At 73.3% G+C, this 15,092-nt stretch carries 13 protein-coding genes; all 13 read right to left on the reverse strand.

Annotation, left to right across the window (positions count from 1 at the left end):
* Nucleotides 1-14 precede the first annotated feature (14 nt).
* The gene (locus AB0O01_RS20825; protein ID WP_365315267.1) at nt 15-1,244 is read right to left on the reverse strand and encodes a cytochrome P450; all 1,230 of its coding nucleotides are present in this window, start codon (nt 1,242-1,244) and stop codon (nt 15-17) included.
* A gap of 128 nt (nt 1,245-1,372) precedes the next feature.
* Entirely contained in the window at nt 1,373-2,038 is a 666-nt protein-coding gene (locus AB0O01_RS20830; protein WP_365315269.1) for a response regulator transcription factor, read from the reverse strand.
* Nucleotides 2,035-3,411 carry a histidine kinase gene (locus AB0O01_RS20835; protein ID WP_365315271.1) on the reverse strand — a complete coding sequence of 459 codons (1,377 nt, stop codon included), beginning with the start codon at nt 3,409-3,411 and terminating at the stop codon, nt 2,035-2,037. Before AB0O01_RS20835 ends, AB0O01_RS20830 begins: the two co-directional genes overlap by 4 nt.
* A gap of 250 nt (nt 3,412-3,661) precedes the next feature.
* Nucleotides 3,662-4,357: a hypothetical protein gene (locus AB0O01_RS20840; RefSeq protein ID WP_365315273.1), complete on the reverse strand. Its 696-nt coding sequence runs from the start codon at nt 4,355-4,357 to the stop codon at nt 3,662-3,664.
* 87 nt (nt 4,358-4,444) lie between these two features.
* Nucleotides 4,445-5,119, reverse strand: coding sequence for a response regulator transcription factor (locus AB0O01_RS20845; RefSeq protein WP_365315274.1), 675 nt, complete (start codon nt 5,117-5,119; stop codon nt 4,445-4,447).
* Nucleotides 5,119-6,402, reverse strand: a complete 1,284-nt coding sequence (locus AB0O01_RS20850; RefSeq protein WP_365315482.1) for a sensor histidine kinase — start codon at nt 6,400-6,402, stop codon at nt 5,119-5,121. The genes AB0O01_RS20845 and AB0O01_RS20850 overlap by 1 nt, the downstream gene beginning before the upstream one ends.
* Nucleotides 6,403-6,692: 290 nt before the next feature.
* Complete coding sequence (locus tag AB0O01_RS20855) at nt 6,693-7,949, reverse strand: acyltransferase (RefSeq protein ID WP_365315276.1); 1,257 nt, start codon at nt 7,947-7,949, stop codon at nt 6,693-6,695.
* Nucleotides 7,942-9,003 (reverse strand): alpha/beta hydrolase, encoded by a 1,062-nt coding sequence (locus AB0O01_RS20860; protein ID WP_365315278.1) that lies wholly within the window; start codon nt 9,001-9,003, stop codon nt 7,942-7,944. Before AB0O01_RS20860 ends, AB0O01_RS20855 begins: the two co-directional genes overlap by 8 nt.
* A gap of 275 nt (nt 9,004-9,278) precedes the next feature.
* A complete protein-coding gene (locus tag AB0O01_RS20865; RefSeq protein ID WP_365315280.1) occupies nt 9,279-10,220 on the reverse strand; it encodes an alpha/beta hydrolase in 942 nt (313 codons plus the stop codon).
* Nucleotides 10,221-10,577: 357 nt separating this feature from the next.
* Complete coding sequence (locus AB0O01_RS20870; RefSeq protein WP_365315281.1) at nt 10,578-11,960, reverse strand: aminotransferase class V-fold PLP-dependent enzyme; 1,383 nt, start codon at nt 11,958-11,960, stop codon at nt 10,578-10,580.
* A complete protein-coding gene (locus tag AB0O01_RS20875; protein WP_365315283.1) occupies nt 11,953-12,801 on the reverse strand; it encodes a tryptophan 2,3-dioxygenase family protein in 849 nt (282 codons plus the stop codon). Before AB0O01_RS20875 ends, AB0O01_RS20870 begins: the two co-directional genes overlap by 8 nt.
* Before the next feature lie 144 nt (nt 12,802-12,945).
* On the reverse strand, nt 12,946-13,359 hold the full coding sequence (locus tag AB0O01_RS20880) for a DUF3151 domain-containing protein (RefSeq protein ID WP_365315284.1): 414 nt from the start codon (nt 13,357-13,359) through the stop codon (nt 12,946-12,948).
* A gap of 175 nt (nt 13,360-13,534) precedes the next feature.
* The gene (locus tag AB0O01_RS20885) at nt 13,535-15,013 is read right to left on the reverse strand and encodes an MFS transporter (RefSeq protein WP_365315285.1); all 1,479 of its coding nucleotides are present in this window, start codon (nt 15,011-15,013) and stop codon (nt 13,535-13,537) included.
* Nucleotides 15,014-15,092: the final 79 nt, after the last annotated feature.

Raw genomic sequence — 15,092 nt, forward strand, 5'->3', positions numbered from 1 at the left:
GTCCCGCACCCGCCTTAGACCTCCACTCTCAGTCCCTCCAATCCCCGGATGACGAAATTCGGCTTGCGGTCGGGCTCGGTGCTGAGGCGCAGCCCTGGTGCCCGGTCGAGCAGGGCGGTCATGGAGGCGGCGAGTTCGATCCGGGCCAGCGGGGCGCCGATGCAGTAGTGGATCCCGGCGCTGAAGGAGATGTGCGGGTTGTCGGCCCGGGTGAGATCGAGCCGCTCGGGCGCGGTGAACACGGCCGGGTCATGGTTCGCCGAACCGAAGAGCAGCGCCAGCTCCGACCCCCGCGGGATCACCTCCCCGTCGATCTCGATGTCGTCCAGCACCCACCGCTCGAACAACTGCAACGGCGTGTCGTACCGCATCAGCTCCTCCACCGCCGACGGCACCAGCGAGTGATCCGCCCGCAGCGCCGCCAACTGGTCCGGGTTGCGGAACAGCGCCCACCACCCGTTGACCGTCGCGTTCACCGTCGCCTCGTGCCCCGCGTTGAGCAGCAGCACCGCCGTGGAGATCATCTCCTGCTCGGTCAGCCGGTCCCCCTCGTCGTGCGCCTCGATCAGCCCGGAGATCAGATCCTCCCCCGGCTCCTTGCGCCGCTCGGCGATCAGCTCCCGCAGATACTCCGAGAACTCCACCGACGCCCGCACCGCCCGCCGCGCCGTCTCCGGCGACGGGGCCAGCTCGTACATCCCGCAGATGTCCGCCGACCAGGGCCGCAACGGCGCCCGCTCGCTCTCCGGGATCCCCAGCATCTCCGCGATCACCGCCACCGGCAGCGGCTCCGCCACATCCGCCAGCAGATCGCCCCCGCCCTCCCGCACCAGCCCGTCCACCAGCTCCCCCGCCAGCCGCTCCACATACGGCTTCAGCCGCTCCACCGTCCGCGGGGTGAACGCCTTCGACACCAGCCTTCTGATCCGGGTGTGGTCCGGCGGCTCCAGATCGAGCATCCCGTGGTCGTTCAGCGTGTGGAAGGGCTCCTGCTCAGCCGGCGGCGCCGTCCGCCCGAAGTCCTGGTGCGAGAACCGGTGCTGATACGACCGCCCCAGCCGCCGGTCCCGCAGCAGCGCCGACACATCCGCGTGATGCGGCACCAGCCACTGATCGCTCGGCTCGTACCGGATCACCCGCCCCCGCGCCCGCAGCTCCGCGTACGCCGGATACGGATCCGCCAGAAAGGCCGGGTCCCACGGATCGAACACCTGCGAAATCTCACCCTTTGCCATCTTTGCCATGCCCGGACGCTAGCCCGCCGCCCGCCCCCCTGACCAGACCGTTCCCGACGGTCGAAGGAACGGCCGCCGCAGTCGCCGCGCGGCCCGGTCCCGCGCGGCCTTCGCCCCGCCCACCCGGCCCCTCCCGCTCACCCGGGGGTCACGAGCCGGGCCTCGTAGGCGAAGACGGCGGCCTGGGTGCGGTCTCTCAGTCCGAGCTTCACCAGGACCCGGCTGACATGGGTCTTGATGGTGGACTCGGCGACGACCAGCCGCTCGGCGATCTCCGAGTTGGACAGCCCCTGCGCGATCAGCACCAGCACCTCCGTCTCCCGCTCGGTCAGCTCCCCGTAGGCCGCCTGGGCGGCGGCCATGCCCCGCGGGGCGTCGGACAGCTTCGAGAACTCGGTGATCAGCCGCCGGGTGACCGACGGCGCCAGCAACGCCTCCCCGCCGGCCACCACCCGCACCCCCTCCGCGAGCTGCCGCGCCGAGGCGTCCTTGAGCAGAAACCCGGAGGCCCCCGCCCGCAGCGCCTGATACACGTACTCGTCCAGGTCGAAGGTGGTCAGCACCAGCACCTTGGCCCCGCCGTCCGCCGCGATGATCTCCCGGGTGGCCTCGATCCCGTTCATCTCGGGCATCCGGATGTCCATCAGCACCACGTCCGGCGCCAGCTCGCGCACCCGCTCGACCGCCTCGCGGCCATTGACCGCCTCGCCGACGACCTCGATGTCCGGCATCGCGTTCAGCAGGACCGAGAAGCCCTCGCGCACCATCATCTGATCGTCCGCGATCAGCACCCGGATCGTCATGCCTCACCCCCCTCGCTCACCCGGGCGACCGGCAGGAACACCGCCACCTCGTACCCTCCGCCGTCCACCGCCCCCGCCGTCATCTCGCCGCTCAGCATGGAGACCCGCTCGCGCATCCCGGTGATGCCGTGCCCCGCGCCGGGGGAGGGCTTGATCAGGGACGGGTTGGGCGGCGGGTCGTTCACTATGCGCAGCCCCAGCCCGCCCAGCACATAACCCACCTCGACCCGCGCGGGGGCGCCCGGCGCGTGGCGCAGCGTGTTGCTGAGCGCCTCCTGCACTATCCGGTAGGCCGACAGCTCCACGCCCTGCGGCAGCTCCCGCACCGCGCCCGTCACCGTCTTGTCCACCTCCAGGCCGGCGTCCCGGACGTTGTCGAGCAGCCGGTCCAGGTCGCCGAGGGTGGGCTGCGGGGCGTCGGGGGCCTCGTAGTCCTCCGCGCGGACGACGCCGAGGACCCGGCGCAGTTCCGTGAGGGCCGAGACGGCGTTCTCCCGGATGGTGGCGAAGGCGCGCTCCAGCTCGGGCGGAGGGTTCTCGACCCGGTAGGGCGCCGCCTCCGCCTGGATGGCGACCACGGACATATGGTGCGCCACCACATCGTGCAGTTCGCGGGCGATGGTGGTGCGCTCCTCCAGCAGGGTGCGCTTGGAGCGCTCGTGCTCGGTGACGGTCTGCTGGGCGGTGACCTCCTGCTGGGCCTGTATGACCTTGTCCTTGGCCTCGCGCCGGATGTACCGGACGGAGACGGCGAGCAGGATCAGCGCGGAGACGAACAGCATGGGGCCGAAGGTCCCGCCGCCGTCGAACCCGCCGCCGACGACGGCGTCGGTGAGCAGCCCGTACAGCGCGGTCAGCACCCACATCCAGGCGGCGGTGCGCGGCCGGGTGCGCAGGGCGACCACGGTCAGCACGGCGAGATGGCTGGTGAAGGTGCCTGCCGACCAGGGCCAGTCGTGCCACGCGCCACTGAACATCGTCGCGATCGGGGTCGCGGCCATGGACATCCAGAAGGCGCCGACCGGCCGCACCAGGGTCGCGAGCACCGGCACCAGGGCCAGCAGGGCGGTCAGCAGGGGGACCGGGCTGAACGATCCGCTGAACCATCCGTTCAGAAAGGCGAGCAGGCCGAGGGCGCCCACCGCGGCTTGCGGTGTGTAGGCCACGTACTCCCGCGCCCGCCCCCGCAGCCGGCGGGTGAACGGCCCGTCCATGCTCATCCGGGGCAGCGGCCGGTAGGCGAACGCGTCCTCCACAAGGTCCTGCCGCAGCCCCCGCAGGGCATCCACGGCCGCCCGGAACTCCGGACTGCGCTGATACGCCCCGCCGTCGGCCTCCGGCGAGGTGGGAATCGTCTGGGTTGTCTCACTCACACAGAAAACGGTATGCGCCACCCCACCCCACCGTCGTCACCAGTGAGAAGGGTCGTGGGGGGTCCGTCTCAGGTACTACGGGGTGGAGGGGCAGGTCCGCAGGGGGAGGAAGGTCTGCGGGGAGGGAGGGGGAGGCTGCGGGGAGAGGGGGAGGCTGCGGGCGGGGCCCGCTCGGAGGGGCGGTCCGATGGTTTCCGTGGCTCGCTCAGATGGTTTCCGTGACCCGGCTCAGATGGTTCCGTGGCCCGGCTCACCGGTCTCCGTAGCGGGGGAGCCGCTCGGGCAGCGGGCGGGCTTCCTCGCAGCCGGCGAGGGCATAGGCGTGCGCGGCGAGCTGATAGGAGAAGTCCGTCACCGCCTGGCGCAGCTCCGCGCCGGTCGCTCCGCTGTCCCCGACCACACTGCCCTCGGCGATGAGGGCGAAGGACTGGGAGGCGTCACCCGCGTCCGCTCCCCGTGGGACACAGGCGACATAGACGGATGACCACCCGCTGTCCGAGTCCCGTTGTGCCAGGGCTTCGACTCCGCCCGACGACACGTGCACGGCGTCGCCGCCCGCGCCCACTCCATTGCGGTTCTGCCAGGTCCGCACGGACGCGTCATCGATCCGCGCGTGTCCGGAGAGTAGGGAATCGGAGCTGGTGGCGATACGGCAGGAGAACCGGAGACTCTCGCCCTCGCCCTTTCGACCGGCTTCTTCCTCCGCCGTGCGAGCGGACGGCAGCGCCCGCGTCACCGTTCCGCGGTCCACCGCGTCGTCGCACACCCGGGCGGGAAGCCGCTCGACTCCCTTGGTGAAGATCTGCACGTATCCGAACCAGCCGCCGCCACCCAGAACACAGAGAATGAGCAGGCCGACGAAGAAACTCTTCGCGCTGTACTCGGCGGCCCCGCTCCCGCTCCCGGTCCCGGTCCCGGTCCCGACCTTGTTCGACGTCTCAACCACGCGGACGCTCCTTGGAATCGTGCAGGACTCGCTCGTTCGGCACAGCCCCGACCGGCGCCATGGGCATCCCGGCGGGAGGGCTCCCGGTCAGTACCCCGTAGGGCGCACCACGCCCGACTCGTAGGCGAACACCGCTGCCTGGGTGCGGTCGCGCAGGCCGAGTTTGACCAGGATGCGGCTGACGTGGGTCTTCACCGTCTGTTCGGCGACCACGAGCTGCCGGGCGATCTCCGCGTTGGACAGGCCGCCGGCGATCAGGACGAGGACCTCCGTCTCGCGTTCCGTGAGGTCCGCGACGCGTTGCTTCAGGGGGGTCGGCGGGGGCGCGTCCAGGCGGGAGAACTCGGCGATCAGGCGGCGGGTGATGCCGGGGGCCAGCAGGGCGTCACCGGCCGCCACCACGCGGACCGCCTCGGCCAGTTGGTCCGCCGAGGCGTCCTTCAGGAGGAAGCCGGAGGCCCCGGCTCGCAGGGCCTCGTAGACGTACTCGTCGAGGTCGAAGGTGGTCAGGACCAGGACCTTGGTCAGGGCGGTCGCGGTGGTGACCCTGCGGGTCGCCTCAATGCCGCCCAGCTCCGGCATCCGGATGTCCATGAGGACGACGTCCGGCGTCAGCTCCGCCGTCATCGCCACCGCCTCCAGGCCGTTCACCGCCTGGCCGACCACCTCGATGTCGGACTGCGTGTTGAGCAGCACGGTGAAGCCCTGCCGGACCATCTGCTGGTCGTCGGCGATCAGTACGCGGATCGTGCCGCTGGTCATCAGATGTCCTTCAGGTACAGGGAGAGGTCCGGCCGGGCGGGTCCGTCCGGGAAGTCGGTGCGGGCCGTCGCCGACGTCCCGTCCCTCGGCAGGAACGCAGACACCGAGAAGCCGCCGTGCAGGGTTCTGGTCGCGGTGAGCTGGCCGCCCAGCATCGTCGCCCGCTCCCGCATCCCGAGCAGCCCGTGTCCCGCACCCGGCGACGGCTGCACCGGGCGGCTCGGACGGGAGTTGATCACCCCCAGGTACAGGCCCTCCGGGAAGTGGGTGATCTCCACCCGGACGTCCGAACCCGGCGCGTGCCGCAACGCGTTGCTCAGCGCCTCCTGCACGATCCGGTACGCGGACAGCTCCACCCCCTGCGGGTAGGGGCGGCTCGGCTCGCCCACGATGTCCGTGGTGATCCTCAGACCCGCCGCCCGGGTGTTGTCGATCAGGTCGTCCAGCCGGTCCAGCGTGGGCTGCGGGGCGTGCGGCGCGGCACCGGTCGCCAGGCCCTCCGCGTCACCGGGGTGCTCCGACCGCAGGACACCCAGCACCCTGCGCAGTTCGGTGAGCGCCTCCAGGGCGTTCTGGCGGATGCCGTCGAGGTTCTCCTTCAGCGCGTCCGGCGGGTTCTCCACCAGGTGGGGGGCCACCTGCGCCTGTATGGAGATCACCGACATGTGGTGGGCCACCACATCGTGCAGTTCACGGGCGATCCGGCTGCGCTCCTCCAGCAGGGTGCGCCGGGCGCGCTCCTCCTCCGTGATCCCGGTCTGCTCCACCAGCTTCACCCGCGCCACCCGGCTTCCGCGCAGCGCCGCCCCGACCAGGGTGACCGCCGCGAACACCGCCACCGCGACGGCACCCGTCGAGCTGTAGCCCGAAGCGCCCAGCAGGCCCTGCACGATCCAGGTGACCAGCGCGCTCACCCCGAGAGCCGTCGCCGACACCGCCGGCCGCACCCGCAGCGCCAGCAGGAACAGCACGATCGCGTGCGCGCCCAGCGCGGGCGGTGCCCAGGGCCAGGGCGCGCCCTGGGTCCCGGGGAAGTAGAGCAGGCTCTCGCGCGCGTCCAGCGCCGTCACCGTCGCCGTCGCCAGCGACAGCCAGCACGCCGCCGCCGGGAACCACGGCCCCAGCACCACCGCCGCGCTCTGGACCAGGGAAAGGGCCACGGCGGACTGGATGCCGAGCCGATACGCGTCGGAGAGCTGGTCGAGGTCGGCCACCAGGACCAGGGTCGCCAGCAGGACCACCAGCCCGTGCGGCACCCAGCGCAGCCACAGGGACGGGGGCATCGGGTCGTACGACAGGGTCCTCAGGTCGGTGCCCAGGCCGCGCAGCCAGGTGGTGGCGCGGCGCGGGTCGAGCCAGGTGTCCGCCGCGGGAGCGGCGGGAGCGGCGGGTCGCCGACGCCCGGTCACGGGGGCCGTGCCGTCCGGCCCGGTGGCCGCCGGGTCCGTGCCTCGCGGTCCGGCGGCTGCCGGGTTCGTGCCTCGTCGCCGGGTGGCCGCCGGGTCCGGGGCGCCGTCCTTCCCCGCGTTCCTCCCGGGGCGCTCGTCCCCGTTCCCCCTGCCGTTCATACCGCTCACCCTAGACATCGGTCCGCCCCCTTCGTAGTCGCTGTTGATGTCGCTGTCGTTGCCGGTTCTCGGCGCGGGAGTGGTGGGGGTGCCGACGGGTTCGGGGCGGTGGCTTTCGCTGTGCGGGGGTCGGTGGGGCCGGTCCGCTCGCGGGAGCGGAACGCCACCCAGCACACTCCCAGCGCCAGGGCGAACACCGGGAGCCAGGCCAGCCGGTGGGCGATCCAGGTCAGGTCGTCGGGGCGGGTGTGCAGACCGGGCAGGCGGCCGGCGAGCAGGGCCGTGGCCGTCGTCGCCATCATCGCCGTCTGGTGCCAGAGGAATATCGTCATCGCCGAGAGATTGAGCAGCGCCACCGCCGCCCAGGCCACCGGGCGGCGCATCCAGCGGCGCAACGGTCCGCGCAGCAGCAGGGCCGCACCGCACTGCGCCAGACCGAAGGTGACCGCCGCCAGCGTCGGCGGGTTGAGGTTGGACACCTCGGTGCCCGGCACCCCGACCATCGAGGCCGGATACCCCGCCCACGCCATCAGCCCGGCCGTCGCCACCGCCCCGCCGATCAGCAGGGTCCAGCCCGCGCGGGGCCGCTCCAGCTCACCCCGGGTCCAGGCCGCGCCCAGGGTGTACGGCACCAGCCAGCCCGCCGCCAGATTCACCCAGCCCAGCGCGTCGGGGCCGCCGAGACCGAAGCGGATGAGGTCGATGTGCAGCACCACCGCCAGCGGCCACAGCGGACCGAGCCGGGTCAGCAGCGGGGTCGCCGCCGTCAACACGGCGAAGACCAGCAGGAACCACAGGGGGGACAGAGCGAGTTTCAGCAGGGTGTGCAGGGTCGTGAGGTCGGCCGAGGCCAGCAGCAGCGCGAGGGCGGTCGCCGTCCACAGGGTGAGGACGGCGGCCACCGGGGCGAACAGCCGCGACAGCCGGGCCGCCAGCCAGGGGCGGTAGCCGACCCCACGGGCCCGCGCGGAGGCCAGGCTCCGGGTCGCGACCTGCCCGCCCACCAGGAAGAACACCGCCAGCGTCTGGAACAGCCAGGACACCGGCGCCAGCCAGGGCATCGGGTCCAGCGGGCTCGCCGCGCGCAGGGTGTCGCCCTCGGCCACCAGCGCCGTCACCAGCCAGTGGCCCAGCACCACCCCGAGGATCGCGAAGGCCCGCAGGGCGTCCACCGCACGGTCGCGCCCCGGGGGTGTGGCCGCGTCGAGGCGGCGGGCGCGGTGGCGGAGCGCGGCGCCGAGCGCGTGCGGTCGGTCAGTCATGGCTCACCTCCGCGGTCTCGCCGAGGACGATCCGGGCGAGGTTGGCCAGCGACTCCGAGCCCGGCGCGAAGTACCCGCCGTGCCCGGCGGAACCGGCCGCGAAGCGGCGGGCCCCGTACGCCGGGGACATCGGGTCGGTGCCGAAGCCGACCGTCGTACCGAGCAGGTCGGCCCGCGCATGCGGTACGTCCGCGATCCAGTCCCGGGCGCCTCGGCCCGCCCAGACCCTGGCCGAGGTGCGCAGGTCCGAGGCCCGGTCCACGCCCGTCCCCGGGCTGCCGAGGAGGACGAGGTCGGCGACCGGGAGCCCCTCCGCCTCCAGCGCGGGGGCCGCGCGGGCGCAGACCACCGAGCCGTAGGAGTGGCACAGGAGGGAGATCTCGGTGTCCCTTCCCGCTATCCCGTACAGGGCGGCGACGGACTCCGCCAGCTCCGGGGCCGCCTCCTGCGCGCGGGTCGTGGTCATGACCGCCGTACCGACCGTGCCCGGTGTCTCGTAGCCCAGCCAGGCGATCACCGCGGTACGGGGGTGCCGTGCCGCGAGATGCCGGTGCAGGGAGACCGCAGTGGCGCGGAAGCGGGCGTATGTGTCGAGCGTGGTGTCGGAGCCGGGTATGAGGACGGCGATCCGGTCGGCGCCCGCCAGGTCGCCGAAGACCTCGGTGGCCAGACCCGGTCCCCGGCCGTCGAAGGCGAGGAACTGCCGGGCGGGGTCCCGGGCCATCGCGCGCTCCATCGCCGCGCGGTGGCGGTCGCCGTGGTCCTCGGCCATCCGGGCCGCCTCGGCGGCGTTGGCGCGGTTCGCCGCGTACGCCGCACCGAGCGTCGCCGCCGTGATCCGGCCCAGGTCGGCCGGCGCGGGCGCGGGGACCCGGGGACGGGTGGCGGCGGCGAGGGGGACGACCAGGGCGGCCATGACGAGAGCGGCCAGCAGCGCACGGAACCATCGCCCCCGGGTACGGCGGCCCGCCTGCACCTGCCCGCCGCCCGCGTCGCGCCGATCCACACCCCGGCCCACATCCCGGCCCGCGCCGCGGCCCACACCCCGGCCCATGTCCGTACCTCCCCCTCGGCCCGTCCACCGGGCCGTTCCAAAGGGGAAGTTACGGATCTCCGCCGGTCACTCGCGTCCCGCCAGGGAGCGGTTCCGGCGAGTCCCTCTCAGGTACTACGGGTATGACCCCGGCCCACACCCCTCGGGCCCACACCCCTCCGGCCCAAGCCCTCCAGGCCCACGCCCCCGGCGCACACCCCAGGGGCCCACGCCCGCCACGCCCAACCACCCAGAGCCCCCCAGCCCCCCAGCCCCCAGCCCCTCCCCTCACCCCCTCACCAAGCCAACTGCGCGATCTCCTCCACCACCACCGCACACGCGTCCGCCGCCGGGTCGATCAGCGGAAAGTGCCCCACATCCGCCAGCAGCGTCAACCCCACCATCTCCCCCGCCTTCGCCGCCGCCTCCGCGTACGACTCGGCGACCGCTTTCGGCACCACCGCGTCCGTCACGCCCTGGACCAGCGTCGTGGCGATCCCGGTCGGGAGCAGCAGGGCCGGGTCCGCGTACGGTCGGCGGACCGCGAACTCTCCCGCCCCGCCCAGGAGTTGGGCGGCAGCCCCACCGCACACCTCCAGCTTCTCCGCGACCGCGAAGTCGGCGATCGGCGCGAGGGCGACGACCCCGCGCAGGGGTGCGGGACGGGGGGTACGCCAGTGGGACGGGGCGTCGGCGGGCAGGACGTGCCGGGCCGCCGCCCACAGCGCGAGATGGCCGCCGGCCGAGTGACCGGCGACGACGGTACGGCGGGGGTCGGCCTGCGGGAGGGCCTCCCGGACCAGGGCGGGGAGGGCATCGAGCGCGGTGACGACGTCGTCGAAGGTGTCCGGCCACCGCCCCGCCGGAGCGGGCGAAGCCCCCTCCCCGCCACCTGCCCCCGCCCCGCCCCGCTCGCCCGGCCCGGCGTCCGAACCCCCGCGCCGGTACTCGACATTGGCCACCGCGAAACCCCTGCGCGCCAGGAACCCGGCGAACGGGGCGATGTGCCGACGGTCGTACGCGGAGCGCCACGCACCCCCATGCAGCACGACCACAAGCGGGGCGAGAGCGGATGAATCGGACTCGACGGTCGCCCTCGGGGCGTAGAAGTCGATCACCTGGTCGGGGTGGTCGCCGTACGCGGCGGTGGCGTCGGGGGCGACGGGCGGGTGCGAGAAGGCCGACGCCTCCTCGGCGGCTGCCACGGCGGCCCTGGCTGCGGCGACGTCGTCCGGCATGCTCCAACCTCTCAACGACGGGGTACCTCCCCGGCTTTCGCGCGGGGGGAGTGGGTGGCGGACCAGGTGGGGATTCGGCCGTTGGCGGGGACGGTACCAGGCGGGTGACATGCGGGGACACGCGGATGTCACGCAGGGTGAGGGGAAAACGGTTCTGTTGTGCCGGACCACCACCCGCCACATACACCACATACGTCACGACACGAGACGGCACGGGCACCGGACGGGACGGGCGCGGGACGACCCGAGACGGGCACGAGACGGCACGACCGACCGCAGTACCCGCGGGGACCCGGCACAGGGCCCCCGCAGAACAGCTACCCCCTACACCCCCCGCCCCTACACCCCGTACACCCCCTACACCCCCCGCCCCTCGGCGCCCGCCACCACCTCCCCCAACACCCGCGCCGCCCGCTCCACCTCGGCGAACCCCACATACAGCGGCGTGAAACCGAAACGGAGGACATCGGGATGCCGGAAGTCGCCGACGATCCCCCGCGCGATCAACTCCCGCATCACCGCCCCGGCGTCACCGCACCGCAGGGCGACCTGGCTCCCCCGCTCCGCGTGCGCCCTCGGCGTCACACACTCCACCCGCCCCGCCAGCACATACGCCGCCACGCACTCCAGGAAGAAGTCCGTCAGGGCCAGCGACTTCGCCCGGACCTCCGCCAGGGAGACCCCGTCCCACACCTCAAGTGCCGCCTCCAGCGCCAGCATCGACAGGATGTCCGGCGTGCCGACCCGCCCGCGCAGCGCGCCCGGCGCCGGTTCGTAGGAGGCGCGCATCCCGAACGGCTCGGCGTGCGAGTTCCAGCCGGGCAGCGGCGAGTCGAAGCCGCTCTGCCGGGCCCGGCTCACATACAGGTACGCCGGTGAACCCGGCCCCCCGTTGAGGTACTTGTAGGTGCAGCCGACCGCGAGGTCGACCCCGTGCTCGTCCAGCCCCACCGGCAGCGCGCCCGCGCTGTGGCACAGGTCCCAGACCGAGACCGCGCCCGCCTCCCGGACGGCGGCCGTCAGACCGGGCAGGTCGTACAGCCGTCCGGTGCGGTAGTCGACGTGGTTCAGCAGGACCACCGCCGTACGCCCGCTCAGGGCGCCCGGCACCTCCTCCGGCCGCACCGCCCGGACCGTACACCCCGTAAGCCGCGCGGCGGACTCGGCGATGTACCCGTCCGTGGGGAACGTCCCCGCGTCAACGAGGATCTCGTCCCGCACACCGGACACCCCTGCACCGGACCCCCGGGCATCGGACACCACATCACCGGACCCCCGGGCACCGGACACCGCATCACCGGCCCCCCGCACACCAAGCGGCGCCCCTTCACCGATCCCCCGCTCACCAGGCCCCCCTTCACCCGGCCCGCCAAGCCCCCCGGCCCCCATCCGAACCCCCGCCACCACCGCCTTGAACACATTCACACTCGTCGAATCACCGACCACGATCTGCCCAGGACCCGCCCCCACCAGCGGAGCGATCCGGTCGCCGATCCGTTCCGGCGCGGTCCACCAGCCGCTCTCCTCCCAGGAGCGGATCCGCAGCTCACCCCACTGGCGCCCGATGACATCCGCCACGCGCGCGGGGACGTGCGCGGGCAGCGCGCCCAGCGAGTTCCCGTCCAGGTACACCGTCCCGTCGAGGACGAACGCCGCCCGCTTCCCGGCGAGCGGGTCACCGGCGTCCAGCTTCCCGGCCGCAGGCGCCAGGTCGGCCCGCCCCATCCCCCGCTCAGACATGGGACCGCGCCGTCCACAGCTCGGGAAACACGTTCTTCCGGGCCCGCTTCTCCAGCCAGGCCACCCCCGCCGAACCCCCCGTCCCGGCCTTGGCGCCCATCGCGCGCCGGGTCGCCACCAGATGGTCGTTGCGCCAGCGCCAGACCAGCTCCGCGACGTCCGTCAGCGCCTCCCCCAGCCGCACGAGGTCACCGCCCCCGTCACCACCCGCGTCACCCTCCCCGCCGTACACCCGCGCCCACACGCCCTCCACCGCGTCGTCCGCCTCGTACCGCAGGGACACGTCCCGGGTCACCACCGCCTCCGGCACCGCGTGCCCCCGGCGGGCCAGCAGCCGCAGGACCTCGTCGTACAGGCTCGGTTCGTGCAGCGCCTTCGCCAGCTCGCCGTGCACGCGCGGCGCGCCGCGGTGCGGGACCAGCATGGACGCGGACTTCTCGCCGAGCAGGAACTCCATCCGCCGGTACATCGCCGACTGGAAGCCGGAGCCGTCGCCGAGGGCGCTCCGGTAGGAGTTGAACTGCTGCGGGGTGAGCCGGCCGAGCGGCCTCCAGGAGGCGTTCAGCGCCTCCAGCTCGTGTACGGACCGCTTGAGGGCGTCGATCGCGGTGGGGACGTCGTCCGCGCGCAGGGCACGCGCCGCGGTCTCCCACTCATGGACGATCACCGTGAACCACAGCTCCATGACCTGGGTCGTGACCAGGAAGACCATCTCTCCGGGATCGTCGGAGAGGGTGTGCTGGAGGTGGGTGAGTACGTCCGCCCTGACGTAGTCCTCGTACGGGGTGGTCCCCTGGAAGTCGAGATGCGGAGCCGCGGGCTCGTGAGCCTCGTGGGACATCGCTGTCTCCTGTTGTTGCTCCGGGTAGCGGTCCGCCCCTGCCGATGCCGGCACGGGGGCCCCGGTCCCCACCTGGCATCCTGCGGTGTGCCCCCGCCACCTCGCAAGGTGTGACCCGGGGGCACCACGCACAGCGGGAGCCGCTCAGCCCAGCGTCTGCGCCGCCGTCGGCGAGGAGTCCTTCAGGAACTGGGTGCAGCGCTCGTACTCCTCCTGCTCCCCGATCGCCTGCGCCGACCGGGCGAGGGCGTGCAGCGCGCGCAGGAAGCCGCGGTTCGGCTCGTGCTCCCAGGGCACCGGGCCGTGCCCCTTCCAGCCGCTGCGCCGCAGCGCGTCCAGCCCCCGGTGGTAGCCGGTACGGGCGTACGCGTACGACTCGACCGCGCTGCCCCGCTCGAAGGCGTCGTCGGCGAGGACCGCCCAGGCCAGCGAGGAGGTCGGGTACTTCGCGGCGACCTCGGCGGCGGGGGTGCCGCCGGCCAGCAGCTCACGGGGCTCGGGGTCGTCGGGGAGGTGGGTGGGGGGCGGGCCCCCGAGGAGGTTCTCGTGAATCGTCATGGGGTCCAGTCTCGTACATCGGCCACCCGACGCGACGCCCCCGGATCCCCCCAAGGGATCCGCCCACCGCCCTCGGATCCCCCCCAAGGGATCCGCCCACGCCCCCCGGATCCCCCCACGACCTCAGACCCCCTACGGGATCCCCCCCCCACCTCCCCTACACCCCCTACACCCCTTACACCCCCTCCCCCAGCTTCCCCCCGGACTTCACCCCCGGTTCCAGCGGCGGGGTCAGCACCCCGCCGCGGCCGTTGCACTCCGGCCGGGTGCAGTCCGGCGGCGGGCGCCGGACCGTCGCGAAGGCGACCGCCGACCCCACCACCAGCACCCCCGCGCAGATCACCATCGCCCGCCCGAACGCGCTGTCGAACGCGGGCGCGGAGCGGTACGCGTCCTCGCTCATCCCGGCGAGCAGCGGCAGCGCGGCGACGGCGACCAGGCCGGCCGCCCGCGCCGCCGCGTTGTTGATACCGCTGGCCAGCCCCGCCCGCGCGGTGTCCACGGAGGCCAGCACGGTCGCGGTGAGCGGCGCCACCAGGGTGACCATGCCGAGGCCCATCACCAGCAGCGCGGGCAGCACGTCCGTGAGGTAGGAGGCGTCCGGGCCGACCCGGGTCATCAGCAGCAGGCCGCCCGCGCTGAGCAGCGGGCCGACGGTGAGCGGGATGCGGGGGCCGATCCGGTCGGCGAGTTCCCCGGAGCGGGCGGAGAAGAGCAGCATCAGGACCGTCGTCGGCAGCAGTGCCGTACCGGCCTGGAGGGCGGAGTAACCGGAGACCACCTGCAACTGGAGGACGGCCAGGAAGAAGAACCCGCCGAACGCCGCGTACACACAGAGGGTGACCAGGTTGACGGCGGTGAACTGGCGGGACGCGAAGATGTCCAGCGGCATCATCGGATCCGGCCGCCGCCGCTCCACCATGACGAAGGCGACCCCGGCCGCCACCCCCGCGACCGCCGTCACCACCACCGTGAGCGCCCCCGACCGCGCCTCGATCAGCGCGTAGGTCACCAGCGCCAGCGCCAGCGCCCCCAGCACGGCCCCGAGGACGTCGAACCGCCCGTGCGCCTTGTTGTCGGAGGACTCCGGTACGTGCCGCAGCGCGACCGGCACGCACACCAGTGCCAGCGGGACGTTCAGCAGGAACACCCAGCGCCAGCCGGGACCGTCCACCAGCCAGCCGCCCAGGAACGGTCCCACGGCCGCCCCGATGCCGCCGAACCCGGACCACAGGCCGACCGCGCGCCCCCGGTCGTCGGGGTGGAAGGACGCCTGGATCAGGGCCAGCGAGCCCGGCGTCAGCAGCGCCCCGCCGATGCCCTGGAGGGCGCGCGCGGCGATCAGCACCTCGGCGTTCGGGGCGAGCCCGCACAGCAGCGAGGCCACGGCGAACCAGACCACGCCGATGAGGAAGACCTTGCGGCGTCCGTAGCGGTCGCCGAGGGAGCCGCCGAGCAGAATCAGCCCGGCGAGGGTGAGCATGTAGGCGTTGACGGTCCACTGGAGGGCCGCGAGATCGGTGTCCAGGTCCTCGCCGATGCGCGGGAGGGCCACATTGACGACGGTCGAGTCCAGCAGCGCCATGCTGGAGCCGAGGACGGTGGTGAACAGGAGCCACTTGCCCTGCGGTGAGGAGATCCGGACGTCAGGCATCCCCCAGATATACAGCGAGCCCGGCGCGATGACGCCGGGCTCGCCACAGAACCTCTGTCCCCTCAGGGAACTGTTCCCC

This window comes from Streptomyces sp. NPDC093252 (genome assembly GCF_040683675.1).
Classification (GTDB): Bacteria; Actinomycetota; Actinomycetes; order Streptomycetales; family Streptomycetaceae; genus Streptomyces.

Excerpts from the sequence above, each read along its gene's own strand:
- AB0O01_RS20865 (WP_365315280.1), bottom strand. The coding sequence starts at position 10,220 with ATGCCGGACGACGTCGCCGCAGCCAGGGCCGCCGTGGCAGCCGCCGAG.
- AB0O01_RS20850 (WP_365315482.1), bottom strand. The coding sequence starts at position 6,402 with ATGCCCCCGTCCCTGTGGCTGCGCTGGGTGCCGCACGGGCTGGTGGTC.
- AB0O01_RS20860 (WP_365315278.1), bottom strand. The coding sequence starts at position 9,003 with ATGGGCCGGGGTGTGGGCCGCGGCGCGGGCCGGGATGTGGGCCGGGGT.
- AB0O01_RS20870 (WP_365315281.1), bottom strand. The coding sequence starts at position 11,960 with ATGTCTGAGCGGGGGATGGGGCGGGCCGACCTGGCGCCTGCGGCCGGG.
- AB0O01_RS20855 (WP_365315276.1), bottom strand. The coding sequence starts at position 7,949 with ATGACTGACCGACCGCACGCGCTCGGCGCCGCGCTCCGCCACCGCGCC.
- AB0O01_RS20885 (WP_365315285.1), bottom strand. The coding sequence starts at position 15,013 with ATGCCTGACGTCCGGATCTCCTCACCGCAGGGCAAGTGGCTCCTGTTC.
- AB0O01_RS20830 (WP_365315269.1), bottom strand. The coding sequence starts at position 2,038 with ATGACGATCCGGGTGCTGATCGCGGACGATCAGATGATGGTGCGCGAG.
- AB0O01_RS20880 (WP_365315284.1), bottom strand. The coding sequence starts at position 13,359 with ATGACGATTCACGAGAACCTCCTCGGGGGCCCGCCCCCCACCCACCTC.
- AB0O01_RS20845 (WP_365315274.1), bottom strand. The coding sequence starts at position 5,119 with ATGACCAGCGGCACGATCCGCGTACTGATCGCCGACGACCAGCAGATG.
- AB0O01_RS20875 (WP_365315283.1), bottom strand. The coding sequence starts at position 12,801 with ATGTCCCACGAGGCTCACGAGCCCGCGGCTCCGCATCTCGACTTCCAG.
- AB0O01_RS20825 (WP_365315267.1), bottom strand. The coding sequence starts at position 1,244 with ATGGCAAAGATGGCAAAGGGTGAGATTTCGCAGGTGTTCGATCCGTGG.